This window comes from Rhodococcus cerastii (assembly GCF_033042195.1).
GTDB lineage: Bacteria > Actinomycetota > Actinomycetes > Mycobacteriales > Mycobacteriaceae > Rhodococcoides.
In genome coordinates this window covers 1-19,400 of the sequence record NZ_JAWLKF010000012.1, presented here as the reverse complement: position 1 = coordinate 19,400, position 19,400 = coordinate 1, and the positions used below count along the sequence as shown (strand labels likewise).

The following is a 19,400-nucleotide window of genomic DNA, read 5'->3' as shown; positions in this document are numbered from 1 at the left end:
TCTACCGCTTTCTGCCGTCGATGGCGTACTTGACGCGCAGCGACTTCGAGATCTGCTTGTACTCCCGCAACTTCTGGCTGCGAGCACGGGCGTCCTGCCTCGACATCGCCCAGGCATTCTCGCGCAACAGTTTTCGGTAGTTGCCCAACCTTCGTTCGGTGAGCTCGCCCGCGTCGACGGCGGCGAGCACCGCACAGCCGGGTTCGTGTTCGTGCGCGCAGTCACCGAACCGGCACAGTGCGGCGAGTTCGTCGACGTCGGAGAAGGCGCTCGCCACAGCGTCTTCCGATCCTTGCACGCCCACCGAACGCAAGCCCGGGGTGTCCAGCAGCACCAGGGCAGAGGACGGGATCGGCACCAATTCTCGACGCACCGTCGTGTGCCTGCCTTTGCCGTCGGCCGACCGAGTGGCACCGGTTTCCAGAACCGAACCACCCAGCAGCGCGTTACCGAGCGTCGACTTTCCGGATCCCGACGGCCCGATCAACGCGACCGTTCCGCGCAGATGTGCTGTCAGTGAGTCGATTCCGCTGCCGTCGACCGCGCTGGTGGTGCACACCTCCACACCCGGCGCGGCGGCCAGCACCAACTCCTCGGCGACGCTACCGCTGTCGGTCTTGGTGATCGCGACCACGGGAACGGCGCCGCTGCCCCAGACCAGGGTGATGTAGCGCTCGACGCGACCGAGATCGAGGGCGGTGTCCGACGCCACCGTGACGACGACGGTGTCGACGTTGGCTCCGAGAACCTGTGTGTCGGAGGTGGATCCGGCGGAGGCGCGTTCGATGGCTGTGCGGCGAGGGAGGGTAGCGGCGAGCCTGAACGAGTCCAGTGTCACCCAATCTCCGGTGCAGATACCGGTGCCGGTGCAGCGGACGATGCCGCTGTCGGTGACGGCGTCGAATTCACCTCGGTCGACGCGAACGACGCGGGCGAGAGTTGTTTTCTGGGAGAGCTTTTCGAATTCGGTCAGCCAGTGCTGATCGAGGCCGTAGTGGTCGAGTGGAGACATGCGAGGTCCTTGGGGGAGGAGGAACGGGGGCTCGGGTCCGTCGATGTCCGGGTGGCCACGATGCCACCTCCTCACTGTCTCGATGCACGAAAAAACCGTCGACGGCAAAGTAGCAGCCGTCGACGGTATCGGGAAAGCGATTTATCGGCTGAGGTTGGTGCCCTCCGCCGGCGCTGCGAGTGCGGTCAGGAAGGAGCGGGCCCAGCGATCGACGTCGTGCGCGAGCACCTGCCTGCGCATGGCACGCATGTGGCGTTTGCCTGCCTCGGGTTCCTGCTCCAGTGCGCCGATGATCGCGTCCTTCACGCTGTCCAGGTCGTGTGGGTTGCACAGGTACGCCTGGCGCAGTTCTGCTGCGGCACCGGTGAATTCGCTGAGCACCAGCGCGCCACCGAGGTCGCTGCGGCAGGCCACGTACTCCTTGGCGACGAGGTTCATGCCGTCACGCAGCGGAGTGACCAGCATGACGTCGGCAGCGACGAAGTAGGCCAGCAGGTCGTCGCGGGGGATCGGCCGGTGCAGATAGTGCACCACGGGATGACCCACCTGGCCGTACTCGCCGTTGATCCGGCCCACTTGCTGCTCGATTTCGCCGCGCATGGCGACGTAGCTCTCGACGCGTTCCCGGCTGGGTGTCGCCAACTGCACGATGACGTTCTCGGCGGGATCGACGCGGCCCTCTTCGAGCAGTTCGCGAAACGCGTTGAGCCGAACGTCGATTCCCTTGGTGTAATCGAGTCGATCGACGCCGAGCATGATGCGCTTCGGGTTGCCCAGATCCTTGCGCAGTTGCTTCGCGCGATCACGGACGGCCTTGGAGCGAGACTTGGTGTCGAGATCACCGGAATCGATGGAGATCGGGAACGCGCCGACCCGCACGGTTCGGAAGCCGACCTGCACGACGCCCAACTTGGACCGCACTCCCACGGTTCCGCGGGACGTGGTTCCCCCGGCGAGGCGTCGGGCGAGGTAGAGGAAGTTCTGCGCGCCGCCGGACAGATGGAAACCGATGAGGTCGGCACCGAGCAGTCCTTCGACGATCTCGGTGCGCCACGGCATCTGCATGAACAGCTCGATCGGCGGGAACGGGATGTGCAGGAAGAACCCGATAGTCAGGTCGGGGCGTAGCATCCGCAGCATCTTCGGAACGAGCTGGAGCTGGTAGTCCTGGATCCACACCGTCGCGCCCTGTGCTGCAGCCTCGGAGGTCTTCTCGGCGAAGCGGCGGTTGACTTCGACGTAGGCGTTCCACCAGTCGCGGTCGTACTCCGGCTTGACGATCACGTCGTGATAGAGCGGCCACAGCGTCGCGTTGGAGAAGCCCTCGTAGTACTGGGTGTATTCCTTCTCGCTGATCGTGACCGGACGCAGTTGCAGGCCGTCCTCGACGAACGGCTCGACGTCGACGTCCGAGACACCGACCCACCCCACCCAGGCACCCTTGTTGGCGCGCAGGATCGGTTCGAGAGCGGTGACCAACCCGCCGGGGCTTCGCTTCCATCGGGTGCTTCCGTCCGGAAGCTTTTCCAGATCGACCGGCAACCGGTTGGCTACGACGACAAAATCCGAACCCTGCGAGGCGTCAGCCACAACTGTCCAATCCGCTTGTAGATCTCTGGGGGAGCCAGTCCTGCGAAGGTGCTACTCGCTTTCGCCCTTCACAACAGGATCTATACCCAACATCGACAGCAACATGCGGCATTCGTCGGCATCGGTTGCGTAGGCCGCGACGACGCGCTGAGCCTGGCTGGCCGTCTCGTACTCGAGTGGGACGATGTCTTCGTCGGCGATGTCGTTGTCGGTCGAAGTCTTGGCAGGCATGGTGTTCTCCGTACTCTCTGCTGGGCTTACACGGTGTTCGTTGGTCCCGACTCTATGTAAATGTGGCGTCCCATCGCCACTTGCCGATGCCATAGGCTGCAGCAAATGACCGATTCTGTGCCGCTCCGCCATGCTCGGACAGTGGTGGAGGAGCCTTCTCCGGCCACCGGCTCCGCGATTCTGCGACGCACCGTCCGACGCCATCGCACCCGACTGATCGTCTCGTCGCTGCTGTTCGGAGTGCATCAACTGTGCGAAACGATGGTCCCGGTGGCGATCGGACTCATCGTCTCGCGGGCCATCGACACCGGTGATGTGACGGCGATGATCGTCTCGCTGGTCGGTCTGGCGGCCTTGTTCGTCACCCTGTCGTATGCGTGGCGGATCGGTGCCCGCATCATCGTCGTCGCCATCGAGCGGGAGGCGCATCTGGTGCGCGTGGAGGTCGCCGGTCGTGTCCTCGATCCGCGGGGTGTACGTACCGAGCTGTCGGCGGGGGAGTTGCTGACGGTCTCGACGTCCGACGCCGAGAAGGAGTCGTGGATCCTCGATCTGATCGCCCGGGTCTTCGCGTCGGCCGTCGCGGTCGTCGCATCGGCTGTGGCGTTGTTGATCATCGACGTTCCCCTGGGCCTTGCCGTCGTGATCGGGACCCCGGTCATCTTGATCGCGCTGCAGCGCCTCGCTCCACTGGTCACCCGCGCAGCCACCGCCCAGCAGGCCCGGATCGCCGGTGTGTCGGGTATGGCCACCGATCTGGTCAGCGGTGTCCGGCCGCTGCGTGGCATCGGTGCCGAGAATGCCGCGACCGAGCGATCCGTGACGTCGAGCAGAACGGCATTGGCGGCGACTCTGAAGCTGGCTCGCGCGAACAACGTCTATCAGGGCTTGTCGGCAACGGTCAACGCGTTGCTGGCAGTCGGGATCGCCGGTACCGCCGGCTGGTTCGCGCTACAGGGCCGAATTTCGGTCGGTGAGTTGATCACTGTCATCGGCCTTGCGCAGTTCGTCATCGAACCCCTGACCGGATTGGCGAGGATTCCCGGTGTGGTGGCGATGGTGCGCGGATCGGCCGACCGACTGGCCCTGGTGCTCGGTGCGGAACACGTTCTGCCGCAGTCGGAATCCGCGGTGCCCGCGGCGACCGATCTCGGCGTCGACAGCGTTCGGTTCCGATCGCTCGACGGCCTCACCTTCCGGGCAGAACCGGGCGAGATGCTCGGCGTGGTCGCCTACCGGCCGCAGGACGGGGAGGCGCTCGCTGCATTGCTGTCCGGCCAGATCTCCGACGCCGACTACACCGGATCTGTTCGCGTCGGCGGCATTCCGGCGGGAGAGATCGATCTTCGACGCGCCCGCGAGACCGTTCTCGTCGAGCCGCACCTCACCGACCTGTTCGCCGGAACCGTCCGCAGCAACGTCACCGCCGGGCGGGAGCGGCCCGACGCCGAACTCGACCGAGTGCTCCAGGCATCCGCGGCCACCGACGTCGTCGAATTGCACGATGCCGGACTCGATCACGCCGTCACCGACCGCGGAGCCAGCCTGTCCGGCGGCCAACGCCAGCGAGTGGCGTTGGCGCGAGCGCTGTCGGTCGACGCCCCGGTCCTGGTACTGCACGACCCCACCACCGCCGTCGACGCCGTCACCGAGCACGCCATCGCCCGCGGCATCGCCGAGCTCCGGCACACCGAAAGAACATCGCAGACAACGATCCTCATCACCACCAGCCCTGCGCTGCTGTCGGTGACCCATCGCGTTCTCGTCGTCGACGACGGCCGCGTCGTCGCCGAGGGAACGCACCACGATCTCGCGTCCTCGGACGCGCAGTACAAGGACGCGGTGCTGCGATGACCACCCCCGAACTTCTTCCGATCGCCACCGGAGCCCGATCCGGTCGGTGGTTGCTGGAACAGCTGAAACTACGACGGGCGCGCACGGCGGTCACGCTGCTTCTCGGCGCACTTGCAGCGGCGATGTCGCTGGTGCCGGTCTATGTCTTCGGGGTCTTGGTCGACCGCGTCCGCGACGGGGCCGACTCGTCGACGATCGTCGGGGTCGTCGTCGTCATCTCGGTGGCCGCGGTTGTCGGCGGCATCGTCACCGGTTTCAGCGGCTATCTCATCAGCACGTTGGGTGAGGGCATTCTGGCGTCGCTGCGCGAGGCCGTCGTGCGCAGCGCGCTGCATCTGCCGGTGGCCACGCTCGAGCGAGTGGGCAAGGGCGACTTGCTCTCCCGGGTGGGCGACGACGTCGCGGTGATGGCCAAGTCGATCGGTGAGGTGATCCCGCAGCTCGTCGGTGCGTTCCTGCTCGTATGCCTGAGCATGATCACGATGCTCGGCATCGACTGGCGGCTCGGCCTGGCGGGGCTCGTCGCGCTGCCGATGTACGTCCTCGCGCTGCGCTGGTATCTGCCGCGCTCGGCACCGAAGTACGCGGCCGAGCGCGTGGCGATGGGCGAGCGAGCGCAGTCGTTCGTCAGCAGCATGCAGGGCGCGAAAACCGTTCGTGCGTACGGACTCGAGTCGGCACACCTGAGCGAGATCGACAGAGCATCCGCGAAGGCCCGCGACATCGGCGTCGACGTGTTCCGCTTGTTCACCCGATTCGGATCTCGAAGCAATCGCGCCGAATGCGTCGGACTGTCGGTGATCCTGTTGGCCGGATTCTTGCTGGTGCGAGGCGATAACGTCACCGTCGGTGAGACGACCGCTGCGGCGCTGCTGTTCCACCGACTGTTCAATCCGATCGGCACCCTGCTGTTCACGTTCGACGACATCCAGTCTGCGGGAGCCTCGTTGGCCCGGCTCGTCGGCGTCATCGACATCCCCGACGAGCGACCCGTCGGCGACGGTTCCGTGCCGTCCGATGCCACCTTGGACGTCACCGATCTGCGGCACGAGTACGAGTCCGGCCACGAGGTTCTGCACGGAGTGAACCTGCGGGTCCGCGCAGGGGAGACCGTCGCGCTCGTCGGATCCACCGGCGCAGGCAAATCCACGATTGCAGCTATTGCGGCAGGCTCGATGGCGTCGACGTCGGGGACGGTACGGGTCGGCGGCGCATCACTCGATGCGCTGGGCAGTGAGGGCCTGCGACGACACGTCGCGATAGTCAGCCAGGAAGTGCACGTGTTCGCCGGCCGATTGATCGACGACGTGTTGCTTGCCGCCCCGGATGCCGGTCGTGACGACGTCGAAGCCGCACTACGCACCGTCGGAGCGTGGGCGTGGGTCGAGGCGCTCGAGAACGGCCTCGACACCGCCGTCGGCGAGGGTGGACGCCAGTTGACCGCGGCACAGTCGCAGCAATTGGCCTTGGCGCGTTTGGTTCTCGCCGACCCGGCCGTCGCAGTGTTGGACGAGGCCACCGCAGAGGCCGGCAGTTCCGGTGCGCGAGATCTCGAAGCTGCGGCCGAGGCAGCGACCAGGGGGCGCAGCACGTTGATCGTCGCGCATCGGCTGACGCAGGCCGCTGCCGCCGACCGCGTGGTGGTCCTCGAACACGGGAAGATTCTGGAACAGGGCCCGCACGAGGAGCTGGTCGCGGCCGGTGGACGATACGCACAGCTGTGGGAGGCGTGGCAGGGTCGCTGATTGCTTTAGCAATTTGCCTATAGCTATTAGGTTTGGATACGGTGTCCTCGAAAGAACGAGGAGGCCGTTATGGCACGCGCAGGATTGACCGCGCAGCGCATCGTGGCAGCAGGAGCGGATCTGGCCGATGAGGTCGGCTTCGATCGCGTCACCGCCAGTGAGCTGGCCAGACGCTTCGACGTCAAAGTGGCGAGCCTGTATTCGCACCTGAAGAACGCGCACGAGTTGAACGTCGGGATCGCGTTGCTGGCGTTGGAGGAACTGGCCGATCGGGTGTCCGAGGCGCTGGCAGGCCGAGCGGGCAAGGACGCGTTGGTGGCCGTCGCCAACGCGTATCTCGACTATTCGCGGGAGCACCCCGGTCGCTATGCGGCGACGCAGTTTCCACTCGATCACGAGACTGCTCTTGCGAGTGCGGGAGTGCGTCACTCGGCAATGATGAAAGCGATCCTCCGGGGGTACGACCTCGGTGAAGAGGATCAGGTGCACGCAGTTCGATTGCTCGGCAGTGTGTTTCACGGCTATGCCAGCCTCGATGCGTCGGGCTCGTTCGGTCACAGTGCGCCCGACTCGCAGCAGTCCTGGGCTCGCATCCTCGACGGAATCGACACACTCTTACAGCACTGGAGGCAGTGACATGGAACCGATCTCCGAGCGCGACATCAGGTCGTCGTTCGTCAACTCGTCCAAGGGGGACGCTGGAAGGCTCTCCCTTCCCGAGATGTTCGACGCTGTGCCGTGGAGTGATCTCGACTTCTTCGGTTGGGTCGATCCCAAGCTTGCCGGGAGGAGTTACATCGTCGTTCCTTCCGCGGATCGACTGTGTGGAATCTCGTTGCGCTACAAAGTCGGTGGGCCACGCACAGCGCAGATGTGCAGCATCTGCCTCACCACACACGCGAATGGTGGGGTCTCGCTGATGGCTGCCGCGAAAGCAGGCGAATCCGGCAGGCGCGGCAACACGGTGGGTACCTACATCTGCTCGGACCTCGCGTGCTCGCTCTACGCGCGAAAGAAGAAGACTCCCGCGTTGGGCCGTCAATTCAAGGAAGACTTCGATGTCGAGACCCGCACCGCGGCAGTCGAAGACAACATTACTGCGTTTCTCGCCCGCGTCCTCGATTGATCAAGTGGTGGGCGGGGAGCGCGCGCCCCAATTGACGACTGCGCGCCCATGCTCTGATGCGAGTAGGGGCGCGCAGTCGGCAAAAAGGGTGTGAGGTCCTGCCGGAGATCGGTAATTCGCCGACAGTACCGAAGTCAGTCCTTGTTCTTCTCTGCGATGAACAGCTTCTCGATGCGCTCCGCCTCGTCCTTCTTGGCGGCGGCCTCGTCGGAACGCTCGGCGGCCTCGGCCAGTTCGGCCTCGGACGGCGCGGCGGCCGGCTTCTCCTGCTTGTCGACCTGAGCCTGCTGCGCCTTCTTGCGATCCTCTGCGGCCTTCGCGGTGGCAGCGGCCTGCTCGTCGGCCTTCTTCTTCTTGGCGGCGGCTTCACGCTCGGCATCCTGAGCGGCCTCGCGCTTGCGTTGCTCGGCCTCCTGGCGGGCGTCACGTGCGGATTCCTGGGCGGCGGCGTCGGCTGCGCGGCGATCCTTCTCGGCGGTCTCGCGAGCCACCTTCAGTTCGTCGTTGGCTGCGGCCTTCTTGGCCCGAGCCTCGGCGTCGAGGCGCGCTGCTTCGGCACGGTTCTCGGTGCTGTCGACCAGGGTTTCGCCGCGATCGGCGAGTCCCTTGTCTCCCAACAGGTTTCCGACGGCACGGTCCAGTGAACCGAGCGTGTGCTCGTACACCAGGCGCGCGGGTGATTCCGCATTCATCTTCTCGACCACGTTGGTCTCGATGAGCTGCAACGGAATTCGAGCGATCTTGTACTGGATGCGAAGAATGGTCATCGGTATGGCTAGGACACTCATGAAACGAAACTCCTGTTTTGCAGTAGTGGTTCAGGCCTGGTTGCGGAGCTCTTCGGCCTTCTTGCGATCGGCCTCGGCCTGACGAAGCGCCTCCTGGTGCTTCTGTGCGGCCACCATTTCGTCGGAGTCCGCAGCAGCCTGCCCGATGCGCCGGTCCTCTTCGGCCTCGATCTGCTCGGCGGTCGCGTCGACCTCAGCGGCAGCGCGCTCCTGCGCTATGGTCTCGCGCTTGTTCTGCTCGGCCGCGACCACCTGCGTCTCACGCACCCGATCTGCCTGCGCCTCGGTGACCGCGGCGTTCTCCTCTGCGGCCTCTCGGCGGCTTTCGGCTGACGTGCGAACGTCGGCCAGTTCCTCGGCGGCTTCGGTGGCCTGCGCTTCGGCGACCCGCTCCGTGGCCTGGGCCTCCTTGTGTTCACGAGCCTGAGCAGCCTGTAATTGGCCCTCGGCCGTCAACGAGTCGTTGCCGGTCACCGCGCCCACGACCTCTTTGGCCTTGCCCTTGAATCCGTCGAGCAATCCCTTGCGTGCTTCGCCCGCTACGTTCTCGTCAGTCATGTAACACCAGGTACCCACTGGCTGTTCGAGTAACCCCGTGTCGGTGTCGGACGATACGATCCCCGACGGACGAATCAGCAGTAAGGAGACGTATGCCTATCGCCAAGATCAACGGCATCGACCTGAACTACCAGGTCAAGGGCAGTGGAGACCTGGTAGTTCTGATCATGGGCACCGGTAGCCCGGGCCGTGTGTGGGAGCTGCATCAGGTGCCCGCTCTCACAGCAGCGGGTTACCGGGTGTGCACTTTCGACAATCGCGGCATCGCTCCGTCGTCGGAGAGCACGCACGGCATCACCATGGAGGACATGGTCGCCGATACTGCCGGCCTGATCGAACTCGTTCGCAACGGCGACGAGAAGGCCTACGTCGTCGGAACGTCGATGGGCTCACGCGTCGCGCAGGAGCTCGCTCTGAGTAGGCCCGACCTGGTTCGCAAAGCGGTCTTCCTCGCCGGCCACGCCCGAGTCGACGAATTTCAGAAGACTCTCGCCAACGGCGAGCGAGCCTTGTACGACAAGCGCGTCGAGCTCCCGGGAACCTATTCGGCTGCGGTGACAGCGGTGATGAACCTGTCGCCTGCGACGTTGCGTGATTCTCGCGGGGCACGCGACTGGCTCGACCTGTTCGAGTTCTCCGCCTCCTCGCCGTCCGCCGGCGTGCGCGCTCAGCTGGGCATGGAGGACGATTTCGATCGAACTGCGGCTTACCGCGGCGTGTCGGTGCCGTGCCTGTCGGTCGGATTCGCCGACGATCGGATGATCCCGCCGTACTTGGGCAAGGAACTGGCCGACGCCATCCCCGGTGCTCGGTACGTCGAAATAGCGGACGCCGGGCACTACGGATATCTCGAGCGCCCCGAGGCCGTCAATGCGGAACTGCTCGGCTTCTTGAAGGCCTGACGGCACCACGGCTCGACCTGCGTTGCTAGGGTCGTGTGGCACCTCACGGTGCAGACTTACCAACCAAACGTTCGCGACGAGTGAGGCGAGATGAGTACCAACCCGTTCGATGACGAAGACGGACGCTTCTTCGTGCTGGTCAACGACGAAGACCAGCATTCGCTGTGGCCGACGTTCTCCGAGGTCCCTCAGGGATGGCGTGTCGTCTTCGGTGAAGACACCCGCGCCGCGTGCTTGGAGTACGTCGAGAAGAACTGGACCGACATGCGTCCGCGCAGCCTGCGTGAGGCCATGGAGGCCGACGCTGCTGCACGCGCATCCGCTGAGGGAACCCCCAGCACAGAGGCCTGAGCTCCGCCTCTTACGAAGGACTCGTACCGCGCCGCCGACGAACAGTCGGTCGGCGCGGTTCTTCTGTGCGGCGAAGCGTCGGGCGCAGTAGTTCTTCCGTGCGCGCGATGATGCGTGGTCGACGCAGGGTGCGGGCACCCCACTCACCCAAAGTCACACCGGCGGCCAGGCCGCAGCCGACGCCGAACGCGGCGAACAACGAGCTGATGCCGAGCAGTAGCTGGTCGTTGAGGATCGCGTACAGACCGCGGTACAGCGCCAGGCCGGGGAGCAGGGGAGTGATGCCCGCGACGGCGACGATCAACGGCGGAATCAGCGCACGACGAGCCAACAGACCACCCGCGAATCCGACGACGGTGGCAGCGATGGCCGAGGCGATGATCGGTCCCACATTGAGCGTCTGCGAGAGCAGATACACCAGCGATCCCGCGAAGCCGCCCATGAAGGCAGCCGTCAACGCACGACGCTCGGCGTAGCAGGCCAGTGCATAGAACAGCGACGCTGCTGCGCCGGCGATCACCTTGGTGGGGACCTGCAGGATGTCCGGTGGGGCCAGGTTGCTGATCTGCGGCAGATCGCTGCCGATCAGCGCTGCCAACCGCAGAGACGTCGCGACGCCGGCGATGATGCCGCCCGTCATCATCAACACTTCGAAGAATCTCGACACCGCCGTGATCGGGGCACCGGTGATCGCATCCTGCACCGAGCCGACGAGCGAGAGCCCCGAGAGCAGCACGATCACCCCGGCCGCGATGATCTGCGACGGCGAGATACTGATGTTCAGCTGGTCCTGGAAGTTGTAGAGCGTGATCGCCGGTGTCGCCGCCACGAAGCCGCCGACAACCTGCTGGAAGAAGAACGGCAGGCCCGCACGGTTGAGGACGCGTCCGATGCGGTCGATCACCATCGTCGTCAGGAAGCTGACCACAGCCACCAACGCGCCACCGCCGAGCAACACACTGATGGCAGCGGCCATGCCCGACCACGCCAGCGTCGCAATCCACCGGTTGTACGGGTGCGGAGCCTTGGTGATCTCGTCGAGCCGCTCGAGCGCCGCGCTCGGCGGCACCATCTTCACGCGCACAGCGCGAATGAGACGGTCGACCTCGGCCAGCCGCGTGAAGTCCATCGAGCGGTAATGCACGATGCGCATCGTCGACGCCGGAGGACGCGTCGGGCCCCGGTGAGCACTGAGGGTGATCGAGTTGTACGTGACATCGACATCGCATCGCGCGAGGCCGTACGTCGCGGCGATGTACTGCACCTGAGTCGCCGTATCCATCGCTGCCGTGCCCGAGGCCAACAGCACTTCGCCGACGCGAACCGCGAGGTCCAGCACCTCCGCAACCGACGCATCGTCGGTCAGATCGATCGGACGAAGGGGCGACGGTGCTGCGGTCGGCGTATCGATGGTGGCCCGACGCTCACCGGTGAGACGGCTCAGCGAAGCCGTCAGGTCTTGCAGGAAAGTCATGACCGTCTTTACACGTTGCTGGGGTGATCCACGGACAAGGTACCTGTTGTTACTGAGCGTCCGATGAACGGATATGCTGGCTTCGCTTCACTGCCTCCTTAGCTCAGCGGTAGAGCACTCGCCTTGTAAGCGAGCGGTCAACGGTTCAATCCCGTTAGGAGGCTCCACTGAAAAAGGGTTCTGAACTGGCTTTTTGAGCTACTAGTAATGAGATTCATTGCCGATTAGGCGAGCTCAGTGTCACAGAATGTCACAAGTGCCGCAGAACTCGCCGGAACAGCGCCTGGTGAGACCGCCTGCTCCTATGTGGACGGTTGCGGACAAACGCCGGTCAACGCGCATCGTCGGATGGCTCGTCGCGACGCTGGACGAGTGACTGCAAAGTGTCGGCTGCGCCCAGTAGCGCATGGTTCTGGGAATGGACGTAGGTGCGCATTGTGAATGCGTTGTCCGAGTGCCCAAGCCATGCCGAGATGACGGCAATCGGCACACCCTGAAGGTGCAGCAGAGTCCCACACGTGTGGCGGGCGTCGTGGAGGCGGATGTCGGACACCTTGCTGTTGGTGCATAGCCTGCGCCAATAGTCGCTGACCGTATCGGGATGGAAAGGTCGCCCAACAGCGTCGGACACGACGTAGGTGCCAGGGCCGACGTAGGTCGAGCTCTTTCGTTCCACACCCTGCAAGCGGTGTGCAGTTTCGAGTGCGGATTTTAGGGCTGGTGTGAGGGGAAGCGTGCGCTTGGACTTTTCTGTCTTCGGAGGGCCCTCTACGACACGTCCATTGACCGAGACTCGCGTGTTGTTGATTGTCAGGCTGCCGGCGTGAAGATCGACATCGTTCCATCGAAGCCCGCACAGCTCACCGCGTCGGAGGCCGCTCAGAGCAAGCAGCCAAGCGTGGCCGTTCCGATCGCACGTCGATGCTTCCAGGAGGCGTTGCACTTCGTCCTCCGTGAATGTCTGCATCTCGACGTGCACACGGGGCGCGCGGTCGACGAGCGCGGCAACGTCTCGTACCAATCGCCCTTCTCGCATCAGCCCGGTGAGGACTGCGCTTACAAGGTTGAGCATCGGATTGATCGAAGTGGCCTTCCACGGACGTCGCAGTTGGCCATCGGGCTTGACCGAGCGGCCGGCCAACAGATCGTTCACCAGAGCGTCCAAGTGACCTTTGGTCAACTTCTGCACCGCTAGCGCGCCGTAAGTATCGCGCAGCGGTTGAATGGCATGGGTGTACGCGGCTTTAGTGGACTCTCGTACGCGTCGTCCGGCAAGCCACTCAGCGCAAGCCTCCTCGACCGTGGTGGTCGAGGAGGGAACGAATGTCCCCTTCGAGACTTCCTCGAGCACCTTGGATAGGGCTGCGCGAGCGTCCTTCTCCGTAAGAAATCGACGACGCAACTGCGTTCGCTTCGACGCCCGGGTGCCGGTGGCGTCGGCACCACCAGCGTCGACGGTCATTTGATACCGCAACTCGGTACTGCCTGTAGACCGATTGGTGACGTAGATCTTCTTGATCTGTGGCGGCAGTTGCTGCCTAGCCATCCTCTTCGTCCTGCGTGTTCATGCCCAGTTCGGTCATCCGTCTAAAGAGCTCTTCCGAACGCCGTCGAGCATCCTCGTACAGATATTGCATCGACTCGATGTGCTCAGCTGATTCATTCTTGGAAAGGCCGCTTCGGAGCTGCACCCGAGCACGCCGCATCGCCTTCAACGCATCAAGCCATTCACGAGTGATCCCAACGCGATCGTTCTTCGGGTCGAAGGTGTCACGTACCCACATTTCGAAAGGAGCGTCGGATTCCTCCTCGGTCCACTCGGAGCTCGGCCGCATCAGCCCAGCCTCCCCGCTGAACCAGCGGAGGGCATCGTGAGACTCCTGCTGGAGCCCTGGGAGTACTTCGACTCTTCCCTTGGGGAGGTCCGGATAGACCAGTTGTGCTGGTGAGACTCCCAGTGCCGCAGCCAAAATCAAGAGTTCCGAGACGTCCAAGCTCTTCTTTCGTCCGGTCTCCAAGTCCGCGACTACAGATCGCGAGATCCCCCACCCGAAGTCAACCGTCCTGTCGGCAAGCTTTGCTGCGGACAGAGCGGAGTGGTCTTTACCTCGAAGTCGGCGCACTTCCGAGGCGACCCGGGCAACGATCGATTCCGCCCACGACTGCGTCATGGTTACGCAGTCTAGCGGAGAATGTCTCCCCGTTGTGGGATGGCTACGTACTTGGTACTCTGTGGTGGAACCACGTGGACTGACCAGAAATGTCCTGCAGAATGTGGCTCTACTACACAATTCAGTGGAGGTGCTGAAGATGCCCAGACGGTTGTTGTCTGTCCCGGAGGCTATGGCTTGCACGGGACTTGGACGTTCCAACTTCTTCAACAAGATCGCGTCCGGAGAAATCCGGAGCGTGAAGGTCGGCAAGCGCCGGCTGATCCCGGATACGGCCATCGATGAGTACATCGAAGGTCTCGAGGCGCAATCCGACGCCAGCTCAGGCGTCGCGTGAGGCCGAGAGCCAACTGTCCCTCAGGAAACTGAAACGCCCCCGGAAAATCTCAGTGTTACCAGCACCGAGGCCGAGGGCGTCGAAACCACAACCCGTGAGGAAGGAGCTTCGCCACCGATCATAGAGCGTCTTGATAAGTCATTCAAGACATTTCGCCGAGTCACCGTTCTCCGCCCTCGATTTAGGTCAGGGGCCGAGCGGGCGATGACGCATGTTTTGACCCGCGACAGCGCGGTCGAGTTCTTCTGCTCGTGCCGCACAAGCCTTGGCTACGGGACTTCCTAGCAAGGCCTGATGTGCCGCAGCAGCGTCGTTTTCTGGCAGAGCCCGACGTAACACCAGCCTGCCGCCGGCCTGTGCACCCTTTGTAAATCCTCGGAGACCGGCCCCGAGGCACCACCAGCTCGACTGATCATCGAACCGGTGGCGATACCGATTAGCCGCGCGCCCACTGAGGCGCGGGGCTATCGGGCGTGGAGCGGACAACGTGGGTGCGGAAATTGGCTCAGGGGCCATGGGGGGTCCGGAGGGAACGAACGAAGTCCCTTGTCTTTCATACGTCACCACTATGGAGGTACCAATTGAGTTCTCGACCCATCTGCAATGCTGACATGACCAAGTTATCCTGCATGACGAACCGTCATGCAGGCCTCGATCTTTCAGTCCACGCCGCTCGCTTACTCATATCCGTTGTGAACGTCGATTCCGTGAAGATCCAAGCAGAGCAACATATTTGGCTGCTTCAGCTCGAGCGCGGCAGTTCGCCGGTGCAGGCCGCTCCCGCTAGCGGTGCGGCGGCGTTCCGCAAAACTGACGTACCTGAATTACCCGCAAAGAGTGCCTCAGATGACTCGCTGGCGACGGGCGTCATACATCCCGCAGTGGCCATACCTCCAATGCCTGCAAAGGTAGAGAGTCAAGCTCGGGATGTGTTGTTGGTAAATGCTTCTCATGCCACTATGGCGCGTCTTTCGCCTATGGCACGCGACTCACGCATCGCGCCCCTCACCTGTAATTCACCCGACCCTTTTACAGGGTGCGACTCATCCCTCGGTTCCAAGGCGTGCATGACGTCCCATACCCGCAATACCGCCAGTTCGTCCCATTCATCCATGGAAAGTGAGACCCACCATGCCCGCTGACATCTTTGCGTTCTGCAACCAGAAGGGCGGCGTGGGTAAGACCACCACCGTCTTTCACCTCGCCTACGCCGTTGCCCAAGCGGGGAAGCGAGCACTCGTTATCGACGTGGATCCGCAAGGCAACGCCAGCACAGTCCTGACCAGGACCGAGCTCGAGAGCGACGATGTCGGTGTTGCCGACGTACTCGCCGAGTCGTCGAACGCGACCATCGCCGATGCTGTTGTCCCCACCATCTGGCCTGGCGTAGACCTGGTACCCACGTCGCCGGGAAACGAGTCCCTGGCCTATGTCCGCGATCAATTGGTCGTCGCCGGTGCCGGCCGAGAGCGGCGGCTTCGCGACGCAATCGACGTCGTGCGAGGCGTCTACGACGTGGTCCTGATCGACTGCCCACCTAGCCTCGATCTGCTGACCATCAACGCCCTTGTGGCAGCGCGCGCCGCCGTCGTCGTGACTCAGTCCGCGCTGTTCTCAGCGAATGGACTCGCGCGGCTACTGCGCACCATCGACGCAGTCAAGCGCAGCTACAACCCGGACCTCGACATGCTCGGGGCGATCGTCAACCTTCACGAGATCGCGACAATCAGCGGTCGAGAACAACTGATCGAGATCGCCGCGAGCATCAACGTTCTCGGCGATGCCGTACCCAAACGTGTTGTCATCAAGGACTCGATGGAGGCCCAAACCAGCCTGATCGACTGGGGGACAACACAATCTCGCAGCCTGTCGACGATCTACCGCGACACACTTTCGCTGCTCACGAGGGGACACCTGTGATGGGCCGCCCCGAACGTATGAAGAGCGCACTCGCCGGGTCGAGCCCGGTCGACCCGCCGGAGCACACGCAGCACGCACCCGACACCGTTTCGGCGGCCGAGACCGGTGCGCAACCGTCACCGGACAACGCAAAACAGAAGCGTTCGTACTACCTCTACCAGTCCACCGTCGACGATCTTCTCAACGCAGCCGAAGCACTGTCCGCAACACCCGGCGCGCCGCGGGGCCCGTCGGATCTCGTCAATGCGGCGATCGAAGAGTATTTGGAGTTGTTGCGCCACAGATTCAACGACGGTGCGCCCTTCCCGCAACGAACCGGCCCTCTCGCACGAGGACCGAGAATCCGATGAGCCGATCACATTCAGCGGCAATCCCGTTGACAACGAAGCCGTCGGATGTCGTTGCGCTGCATCCAGCGATTTTGCAGTGGGCCCTGGCAACAGCCATTGCGTTGACAGTTGGCATCGCCGGGGCGTCCTTCTGGCTCAGTTTCGCTGTGTTGCGGGATCTCGCGGTGAGGGCTGGGATAGGTCCCGGCGAAGCGTGGGTGATTCCAGTCGTGTTGGACGGGGCGATCGTCTCGACAACCGTGACAGCCATAGCGCTGTCCAACCACACGGACAACCGCACGATCAAGGGCCGTCGCTTCGTCGTCACGATCTTGCGTGTTGCCGCATCGGCGTCGATTGCGGGTAACCCGTACCACGCAGTGTTGAGTGCGACCTTGCTTCCGGCCGTCGTCTCGGCGGGTATTGCCACCATCGCACCTATTGCGCTCCTTGCGATGACCGAAGTGCTGGCCGTCATACTTCGTGCGCCTCGCGGAGCCGTCAGAGTGGAATTCGCTCCAAGTGCTGCCACAGCGGAGCGGGACTGGACAGACACCGACTTCAGCCACGAAGGCCCCAGCCCAAGCCGGGATCACTCAGAGGGCGAAGACGGCACGTGGGGAGAACACGTCGACACGGCGGACTCGCCTCGACTGCAAGTAGACGACCTCACACCGGAAGTTGCGGAAACAGCGCGGCTCCGACACGCACACCGCGAATGGTCGTGGGCACGAATCGGTAAAGAAACGGACGGCTCCGTTGCATCGACCGCGATGCGCCGATATCGGAAGTGGGAAGAAGTCACCGCGGGGATCCGCGAGGGCCACCCGGATGGGCAAGCCGAATTCGATGACACGCCAGCCAGCGAGCGTGACCGCATGTCCGCAGAATAGAAGGGCTGCCGCGATATCGAGCTTTGTTGCTCTCCGTCGCTCCCGCGCAATCGCCCCAGGCTGTCGATGGCTGGGAGGTGGTCGCCTCGGGTGGCTCAGTCTGCGTCGAAACGTGTGCTGCCCCGGGACCACCTCCGGCGGTCTCCGGATAGAGCTCCGCTGCGCTTCGCACTGCGAAAGAACAATTTCCTTCGCACATCTGGCTCCGGTCGAGCATGCAACACCCTGACCCGTCTTACCTAATCCTGACTCCGCCTTGCTCCGGCCCGATGGGCTCCGAAAACTTTTCAAAGCGCCTGCGGCTGAAAACTTTCCGGATCAGGGCCAGGACGCCGGTCCAGTGCGCCGCCTTCTCTTCTTCGAGCCAGATGACGGCAAAAGAAATTGGCAGAGCGAAAGGGCCGGGGGAGCCGGTCCCGCAACAGAAAGAGAGCCCGACATGCCGCAGAGTACTTCCAGCACAGGACGACGGACCACCGCCGCACACAACGCCCGAACCACCGGAATTGTCACCCACACAACCGTCCTGGTCACAGGACCCCAACAGGCCACTATCACCGCCACCTCCGCAGCAACCGACGAAGCGCAGATGATCGTCGCACTAGGTCACGTCATGATGACCTTCCGCAGCGCCGAAACAGTATCCGCAGTCATCACCGGATTTGCCACCGTCCGGGCCGCACTTGCCGGAGCCGATGGACAAGCCCCCCACCCCGCCCAACCAGGCGCAGAATTCGGGGCCGCTGCGATCTCCGTCTTGTGGCTCGACAGCCCCGAACACACAGCAGTGCCGCACCACCGCTACAGCTCCGAACAACGTCGCACCATCCACTGGGTAGACCTGCACATGGGACCTGTCACGTGGCGCATCACCGACCGCATCGGGTACGACACCCTGATGGCCGAACTCCGACGCGTTCACCGTGCTGCCGTCGGAGTATTTCTCGACGGCAGCCGCTACCGTCGCGACCCCGCCAAACTCCTCGATGTCTTCGACGACGTCTAGTACCACACGTTCGGCCCCAACCCCGGGGCCGAACGTCGTTTATCCACAGGCTGACTCGACACCACAGTTATCCACACCCTCGCCTGACCGCCTCCGCAGCGAACGCTTTGTTACGGACCTCGTGTGACGCTCGATTAGAAGCAGCTGGCCGGCACGAGCGACGAGGAACCAAACGATGATCACCTGGACCGTCACCACACACCCCGAGGACAACCCCGAAATTCTTACCGCAACCGGAGCAGAACCCAATCTCCAAGGTGCGAAACGCGCCGCCGCCGATGCCGTCCGTGTCGCCCTCCTCGACGCACGCGAGCACGCATCGTCCGACAACGGAACGCCGCCGTCCTACCTCGTCACACTCGACGGAACCTGTGCCCTCATCATCGGACTCGGAAGCTGCAGGCCCGAGAACTACAACGCCGTCCTCGACAGCCTCGAGCAGTTCGACGGCACCGCACCACCGAACCTTCTCTACATCTGACCCACACCTCCGCAATGACGACCAACGCGGCATAACCAAGCACAGCGCCACCGGAGTACCGAATCCAGTTCTCCCGCAACAGACCCGCAAAGAGAAACGAGGCGAACAGATGACCCCGTTGAGAGCAGTCGAACCCACCGACGACGATCACGCTGATCTGACGGACCATCCGGAGACGGCATCGGAAGCACTGGTCATCTGCGCACTGATGTGGTTGCAGGACACCGACGAGGCCGCCCGCATTGCAGCGTCATTGCAGGCCAACGATTTCCACGATCCCGTTTATCGCGAGCTGTATGGCATCGTGCAGGGGCTGATCATCGACAACCTCCCACACGACCCCGCGAGTGTTCTGGGCGTTCTTGTCCGGTCAGGTGCCAGTGGACACCGCGGTGCACGGCTGCGTCGAACACTGACCGACGTCACCGCAGCGAACGCATGCGGAGCATCGGCAACCGACTACGCCGGCATGGTCCTGTCGGAAAGTTACCGACGCAGCTTCTTCGAGGCAGGGATCAGAATTCAGCAGATCGCCGAGGAAGCGCCGGAAGAGTACTAATCTGGATCCCGTGCTGTTCTGAGTCATGAATATCCAGCTCAAAGCGTAAAAGGCATCTCAGTCACAGGGTCGT

General features: G+C 63.5%; 21 protein-coding genes and 1 tRNA gene. 14 read left to right on the top strand and 8 right to left on the bottom strand.

Annotated features, from left to right (window positions below; genetic code table 11):
* Position 1: 1 nt before the first annotated feature.
* From rsgA to R3P93_RS18765, 3 genes are all read right to left on the bottom strand, one after another.
* Entirely contained in the window at positions 2 to 1,012 is a 1,011-nt protein-coding gene (rsgA, locus tag R3P93_RS18775; RefSeq protein ID WP_269596698.1) for a ribosome small subunit-dependent GTPase A, read from the bottom strand.
* Positions 1,013 to 1,153: 141 nt separating this feature from the next.
* A complete protein-coding gene (locus R3P93_RS18770; protein WP_094686889.1) occupies positions 1,154 to 2,602 on the bottom strand; it encodes an alpha,alpha-trehalose-phosphate synthase (UDP-forming) in 1,449 nt (482 codons plus the stop codon).
* Positions 2,603 to 2,653: 51 nt separating this feature from the next.
* The gene (locus tag R3P93_RS18765) at positions 2,654 to 2,833 is read right to left on the bottom strand and encodes a hypothetical protein (protein ID WP_068055931.1); all 180 of its coding nucleotides are present in this window, start codon (positions 2,831 to 2,833) and stop codon (positions 2,654 to 2,656) included.
* Positions 2,834 to 2,938: 105 nt separating this feature from the next.
* Between R3P93_RS18765 and R3P93_RS18760 the strand changes: the two genes are divergently transcribed.
* From R3P93_RS18760 to R3P93_RS18745, 4 genes are all read left to right on the top strand, one after another.
* On the top strand, positions 2,939 to 4,687 hold the full coding sequence (locus tag R3P93_RS18760; RefSeq protein ID WP_317533757.1) for an ABC transporter ATP-binding protein: 1,749 nt from the start codon (positions 2,939 to 2,941) through the stop codon (positions 4,685 to 4,687).
* Positions 4,684 to 6,432 (top strand): ABC transporter ATP-binding protein, encoded by a 1,749-nt coding sequence (locus R3P93_RS18755; protein ID WP_317533756.1) that lies wholly within the window; start codon positions 4,684 to 4,686, stop codon positions 6,430 to 6,432. Before R3P93_RS18760 ends, R3P93_RS18755 begins: the two co-directional genes overlap by 4 nt.
* Positions 6,433 to 6,501: 69 nt before the next feature.
* Positions 6,502 to 7,068, top strand: coding sequence for a TetR/AcrR family transcriptional regulator (locus R3P93_RS18750; protein WP_068055939.1), 567 nt, complete (start codon positions 6,502 to 6,504; stop codon positions 7,066 to 7,068).
* A 1-nt stretch (position 7,069) separates the two neighbouring features.
* A complete protein-coding gene (locus R3P93_RS18745; protein WP_269596695.1) occupies positions 7,070 to 7,558 on the top strand; it encodes an FBP domain-containing protein in 489 nt (162 codons plus the stop codon).
* Between the two features lie 134 nt (positions 7,559 to 7,692).
* On the opposite strand, the gene R3P93_RS18740 is transcribed toward R3P93_RS18745, so the two are convergent.
* Both R3P93_RS18740 and R3P93_RS18735 read right to left on the bottom strand, forming a co-directional pair.
* Positions 7,693 to 8,346 carry a hypothetical protein gene (locus tag R3P93_RS18740; protein WP_317533755.1) on the bottom strand — a complete coding sequence of 218 codons (654 nt, stop codon included), beginning with the start codon at positions 8,344 to 8,346 and terminating at the stop codon, positions 7,693 to 7,695.
* Between the two features lie 30 nt (positions 8,347 to 8,376).
* Positions 8,377 to 8,904 carry a general stress protein CsbD gene (locus R3P93_RS18735; RefSeq protein ID WP_317533754.1) on the bottom strand — a complete coding sequence of 176 codons (528 nt, stop codon included), beginning with the start codon at positions 8,902 to 8,904 and terminating at the stop codon, positions 8,377 to 8,379.
* Positions 8,905 to 8,996: 92 nt separating this feature from the next.
* On the opposite strand from R3P93_RS18735, the gene R3P93_RS18730 reads away from it, so the two are divergent.
* Entirely contained in the window at positions 8,997 to 9,806 is an 810-nt protein-coding gene (locus tag R3P93_RS18730; RefSeq protein WP_068055951.1) for an alpha/beta fold hydrolase, read from the top strand.
* Positions 9,807 to 9,896: 90 nt separating this feature from the next.
* Positions 9,897 to 10,157: an MbtH family protein gene (locus R3P93_RS18725; RefSeq protein ID WP_008710007.1), complete on the top strand. Its 261-nt coding sequence runs from the start codon at positions 9,897 to 9,899 to the stop codon at positions 10,155 to 10,157.
* A gap of 10 nt (positions 10,158 to 10,167) precedes the next feature.
* Here R3P93_RS18725 and R3P93_RS18720 read toward each other — a convergent pair whose 3' ends face one another.
* Positions 10,168 to 11,631, bottom strand: coding sequence for a threonine/serine exporter family protein (locus R3P93_RS18720; RefSeq protein ID WP_094640838.1), 1,464 nt, complete (start codon positions 11,629 to 11,631; stop codon positions 10,168 to 10,170).
* Positions 11,632 to 11,723: 92 nt separating this feature from the next.
* Between R3P93_RS18720 and R3P93_RS18715 the strand changes: the two genes are divergently transcribed.
* Positions 11,724 to 11,798 (top strand) — tRNA-Thr (locus R3P93_RS18715).
* Positions 11,799 to 11,962: 164 nt separating this feature from the next.
* On the opposite strand, the gene R3P93_RS18710 is transcribed toward R3P93_RS18715, so the two are convergent.
* Entirely contained in the window at positions 11,963 to 13,177 is a 1,215-nt protein-coding gene (locus R3P93_RS18710) for a tyrosine-type recombinase/integrase (protein WP_094650941.1), read from the bottom strand.
* Entirely contained in the window at positions 13,170 to 13,802 is a 633-nt protein-coding gene (locus tag R3P93_RS18705; protein WP_094650940.1) for a helix-turn-helix domain-containing protein, read from the bottom strand. Before R3P93_RS18705 ends, R3P93_RS18710 begins: the two co-directional genes overlap by 8 nt.
* Before the next feature lie 124 nt (positions 13,803 to 13,926).
* Between R3P93_RS18705 and R3P93_RS18700 the strand changes: the two genes are divergently transcribed.
* The 7 genes from R3P93_RS18700 (at position 13,927) to R3P93_RS18670 (ending at position 19,327) form a co-directional block, all read left to right on the top strand.
* Positions 13,927 to 14,139, top strand: a complete 213-nt coding sequence (locus tag R3P93_RS18700; protein ID WP_230074464.1) for a helix-turn-helix transcriptional regulator — start codon at positions 13,927 to 13,929, stop codon at positions 14,137 to 14,139.
* 1,131 nt (positions 14,140 to 15,270) lie between these two features.
* Positions 15,271 to 16,059 (top strand): ParA family protein, encoded by a 789-nt coding sequence (locus R3P93_RS18695; protein ID WP_094650939.1) that lies wholly within the window; start codon positions 15,271 to 15,273, stop codon positions 16,057 to 16,059.
* Entirely contained in the window at positions 16,059 to 16,409 is a 351-nt protein-coding gene (locus tag R3P93_RS18690) for a hypothetical protein (RefSeq protein WP_094650938.1), read from the top strand. The genes R3P93_RS18695 and R3P93_RS18690 overlap by 1 nt, the downstream gene beginning before the upstream one ends.
* Positions 16,406 to 17,281, top strand: a complete 876-nt coding sequence (locus R3P93_RS18685) for a DUF2637 domain-containing protein (RefSeq protein ID WP_094650937.1) — start codon at positions 16,406 to 16,408, stop codon at positions 17,279 to 17,281. The genes R3P93_RS18690 and R3P93_RS18685 overlap by 4 nt, the downstream gene beginning before the upstream one ends.
* A 439-nt stretch (positions 17,282 to 17,720) precedes the next feature.
* Complete coding sequence (locus tag R3P93_RS18680) at positions 17,721 to 18,287, top strand: hypothetical protein (protein ID WP_094650936.1); 567 nt, start codon at positions 17,721 to 17,723, stop codon at positions 18,285 to 18,287.
* A 175-nt stretch (positions 18,288 to 18,462) separates the two neighbouring features.
* Positions 18,463 to 18,768, top strand: coding sequence for a hypothetical protein (locus R3P93_RS18675; protein ID WP_094650935.1), 306 nt, complete (start codon positions 18,463 to 18,465; stop codon positions 18,766 to 18,768).
* Between the two features lie 109 nt (positions 18,769 to 18,877).
* Positions 18,878 to 19,327, top strand: a complete 450-nt coding sequence (locus tag R3P93_RS18670) for a DnaB-like helicase N-terminal domain-containing protein (RefSeq protein WP_241260137.1) — start codon at positions 18,878 to 18,880, stop codon at positions 19,325 to 19,327.
* Positions 19,328 to 19,400 lie beyond the last annotated feature (73 nt).

What these genes read in the sequence shown, in the direction of transcription:
- rsgA (WP_269596698.1), bottom strand. Translation starts at nt 1,012, where the DNA reads ATGTCTCCACTCGACCACTACGGCCTCGATCAGCACTGGCTGACCGAA.
- R3P93_RS18765 (WP_068055931.1), bottom strand. Translation starts at nt 2,833, where the DNA reads ATGCCTGCCAAGACTTCGACCGACAACGACATCGCCGACGAAGACATC.
- R3P93_RS18760 (WP_317533757.1), top strand. Translation starts at nt 2,939, where the DNA reads ATGACCGATTCTGTGCCGCTCCGCCATGCTCGGACAGTGGTGGAGGAG.
- R3P93_RS18755 (WP_317533756.1), top strand. Translation starts at nt 4,684, where the DNA reads ATGACCACCCCCGAACTTCTTCCGATCGCCACCGGAGCCCGATCCGGT.
- R3P93_RS18750 (WP_068055939.1), top strand. Translation starts at nt 6,502, where the DNA reads ATGGCACGCGCAGGATTGACCGCGCAGCGCATCGTGGCAGCAGGAGCG.
- R3P93_RS18745 (WP_269596695.1), top strand. Translation starts at nt 7,070, where the DNA reads ATGGAACCGATCTCCGAGCGCGACATCAGGTCGTCGTTCGTCAACTCG.
- R3P93_RS18740 (WP_317533755.1), bottom strand. Translation starts at nt 8,346, where the DNA reads ATGAGTGTCCTAGCCATACCGATGACCATTCTTCGCATCCAGTACAAG.
- R3P93_RS18735 (WP_317533754.1), bottom strand. Translation starts at nt 8,904, where the DNA reads ATGACTGACGAGAACGTAGCGGGCGAAGCACGCAAGGGATTGCTCGAC.
- R3P93_RS18730 (WP_068055951.1), top strand. Translation starts at nt 8,997, where the DNA reads ATGCCTATCGCCAAGATCAACGGCATCGACCTGAACTACCAGGTCAAG.
- R3P93_RS18725 (WP_008710007.1), top strand. Translation starts at nt 9,897, where the DNA reads ATGAGTACCAACCCGTTCGATGACGAAGACGGACGCTTCTTCGTGCTG.
- R3P93_RS18720 (WP_094640838.1), bottom strand. Translation starts at nt 11,631, where the DNA reads ATGACTTTCCTGCAAGACCTGACGGCTTCGCTGAGCCGTCTCACCGGT.
- R3P93_RS18710 (WP_094650941.1), bottom strand. Translation starts at nt 13,177, where the DNA reads ATGGCTAGGCAGCAACTGCCGCCACAGATCAAGAAGATCTACGTCACC.
- R3P93_RS18705 (WP_094650940.1), bottom strand. Translation starts at nt 13,802, where the DNA reads ATGACGCAGTCGTGGGCGGAATCGATCGTTGCCCGGGTCGCCTCGGAA.
- R3P93_RS18695 (WP_094650939.1), top strand. Translation starts at nt 15,271, where the DNA reads ATGCCCGCTGACATCTTTGCGTTCTGCAACCAGAAGGGCGGCGTGGGT.
- R3P93_RS18690 (WP_094650938.1), top strand. Translation starts at nt 16,059, where the DNA reads ATGGGCCGCCCCGAACGTATGAAGAGCGCACTCGCCGGGTCGAGCCCG.
- R3P93_RS18685 (WP_094650937.1), top strand. Translation starts at nt 16,406, where the DNA reads ATGAGCCGATCACATTCAGCGGCAATCCCGTTGACAACGAAGCCGTCG.
- R3P93_RS18680 (WP_094650936.1), top strand. Translation starts at nt 17,721, where the DNA reads ATGCCGCAGAGTACTTCCAGCACAGGACGACGGACCACCGCCGCACAC.
- R3P93_RS18675 (WP_094650935.1), top strand. Translation starts at nt 18,463, where the DNA reads ATGATCACCTGGACCGTCACCACACACCCCGAGGACAACCCCGAAATT.
- R3P93_RS18670 (WP_241260137.1), top strand. Translation starts at nt 18,878, where the DNA reads ATGACCCCGTTGAGAGCAGTCGAACCCACCGACGACGATCACGCTGAT.